This is a genomic window from Vibrio fujianensis (genome assembly GCF_002749895.1).
Lineage (GTDB): Bacteria > Pseudomonadota > Gammaproteobacteria > Enterobacterales > Vibrionaceae > Vibrio > Vibrio fujianensis.
The window spans coordinates 47,761-49,541 of record NZ_NBUS01000036.1 but is presented as its reverse complement, the minus strand read 5'-3'; the positions used below and the strand labels follow the sequence as shown (position 1 = coordinate 49,541).

General features: G+C 47.1%; 3 protein-coding genes and 1 pseudogene. All 4 read right to left on the bottom strand.

Annotation, left to right across the window (positions count from 1 at the left end; all coding sequences use genetic code 11):
- Positions 1–289 (bottom strand): annotated as a pseudogene (locus B7C60_RS17645) (thiazole synthase); the annotation flags it as partial.
- A 2-nt stretch (positions 290–291) separates the two neighbouring features.
- A complete protein-coding gene (gene thiS, locus B7C60_RS02720) occupies positions 292–498 on the bottom strand; it encodes a sulfur carrier protein ThiS (protein WP_099610322.1) in 207 nt (68 codons plus the stop codon).
- Positions 495–1,289, bottom strand: a complete 795-nt coding sequence (locus tag B7C60_RS02715) for a HesA/MoeB/ThiF family protein (protein ID WP_099610321.1) — start codon at positions 1,287–1,289, stop codon at positions 495–497. Before B7C60_RS02715 ends, thiS begins: the two co-directional genes overlap by 4 nt.
- Positions 1,276–1,781, bottom strand: a 506-nt coding sequence (locus B7C60_RS17640; protein ID WP_245868451.1) for a thiamine phosphate synthase, incomplete at its 5' end; no start/stop codon positions are given. The genes B7C60_RS17640 and B7C60_RS02715, both read right to left, overlap by 14 nt.

Here is a 1,781-nt window from a genome sequence, read left to right as displayed (position 1 = left end):
CTAATTTCACCCAGTTGGTTTCCAAAGCTTCACGAGCCAGTTGCGCGGCATAAATCGCCTCGCGTGCAGTTTTTGCTCCTGAAGTATTGGGCAATAAATTGACCCCCGCCTGAATCAGCGGTGCAAGAATGTCATCTTCACGGCTTTTTAAATCAACCCTTTTTAATGCCATCGTCACCAGTTGTGATCCACTCGCTTGGATCGCTTGAGCCATAACATGGCTATTTGCAAACTTACCCGTACCAGTCAGTAAGCGAGATTGAAAGGTTTTTCCTGCGATGCTCAACATGTTTAGCCTCCTGCGATGGCTTGAAAAAGAGAGATTTGGTCGCCGTCATTCAAATAGGTTTTTGCCCACAACCCTTTAGGAATAATGTTGTCATTAATGGCAAAAACACAGCCTAAGGTGGGAAGTTGCAACTCCTGTTGTATTTGCTGCAACGTTCGCCCTTGAGCTACCTGCTGTGGCTGCTGGTTAATGGTAATCACCACCGTCATAAGTCCTCCTTTTGCTGAACCTGAGCGGATGCTCGATGATTTAGGGGTGTTGAACAAATGGAACAATCGGGGTCAGGCGTGAGCTGCCACTGCTGCCAACTCAAATGCCGGCCATCAAACTGGTGGAACCGAGAAAAAGGGACGTTATCCATCTTCATTAACGTCTGTAATGCCAATAACGCTTGTAAGTTACCTATGGTTCCCACCACAGGCCCCATCACTCCGCGATCAGAACAGCGTTGACTCTTTTGCTGCTTTTGTGGAGCAAAACAGGCATAACAACCTGAATTTGGCTGAGTAAAATCAAAGCCAATGAGCTGCCCTTGCCAACCAATGGCTGAACCTGAAATCAATGGGACACCTTGCTCGTAGCACACCTGGTTGATGCTATGACGAGTCAAAAAATTATCACTGCAATCCAACACCACATCGGCCAATGCCACCTCTAAGGTTAATAATGATCGATCCATCCGCCGATTCACTGGGCGAATTTTGCATTCAGGGTTTAATTGTGCCAAAGACTCTGCCAGTGCTGAGACTTTCGCCATTCCAATCTGCGGCGTTCTAAAACCGATTTGCCGAGCCAGATTTGACTCTTCAACAAGATCATCATCCGCCAGAACTAATTTACCCACACCCGCAGCAGCCAAATACAGTGCCGCGGCATTTCCTAATCCACCACACCCAATCAGTAATACGCTGCGGTTAAGCAAATATGTTTGTCCTTGCTCACCCACTTCGTTTAAGCAAATTTGTCGCTGGTAACGTAAAAATTGTTTATCCGATAACATCAGTGACCTCCGATGGATGACTCACTGATCCAAGCGTCAAATTTAAGTTTTCGGAGAAACTCGCTTGTAACTGTTGAACCGCTAACTGGGTATCAGCGGCTTGAGTCACCGCACGCACCACAGCGATACTGGTAACACCACAATTCACAACGGACTGGATATTACTCAAATCAATTCCCCCAATCGCAACACTTGGCATGCCTTGATCTTCCCCATTGGGCATGTCCCCATAAGGCAGGGTGTTGAGTAACTGTTGATACAAAGCCAAGCGAACTAAGCCTTGTGGTTTAGAAGGCATTTGTTTCGTGGTGGTGGGAAAGATATGCCCAAGGGCAATATAGCTGGGCTGAAACTGCTGAGCATAAAGCAATTCAAAGTAGCCATGGCTGGATAGCCCTAAGCGAATATTAGCCTTGGCAAGCGCTTGAATATCGGCCGTTTGTAAATCCTCTTGCCCAAGATGGACGCCAAATGCGCCATGTTTTATCGCCA

Excerpts from the sequence above, each read along its gene's own strand:
- thiS (WP_099610322.1), bottom strand. The coding sequence starts at position 498 with ATGACGGTGGTGATTACCATTAACCAGCAGCCACAGCAGGTAGCTCAA.
- B7C60_RS02715 (WP_099610321.1), bottom strand. The coding sequence starts at position 1,289 with ATGTTATCGGATAAACAATTTTTACGTTACCAGCGACAAATTTGCTTA.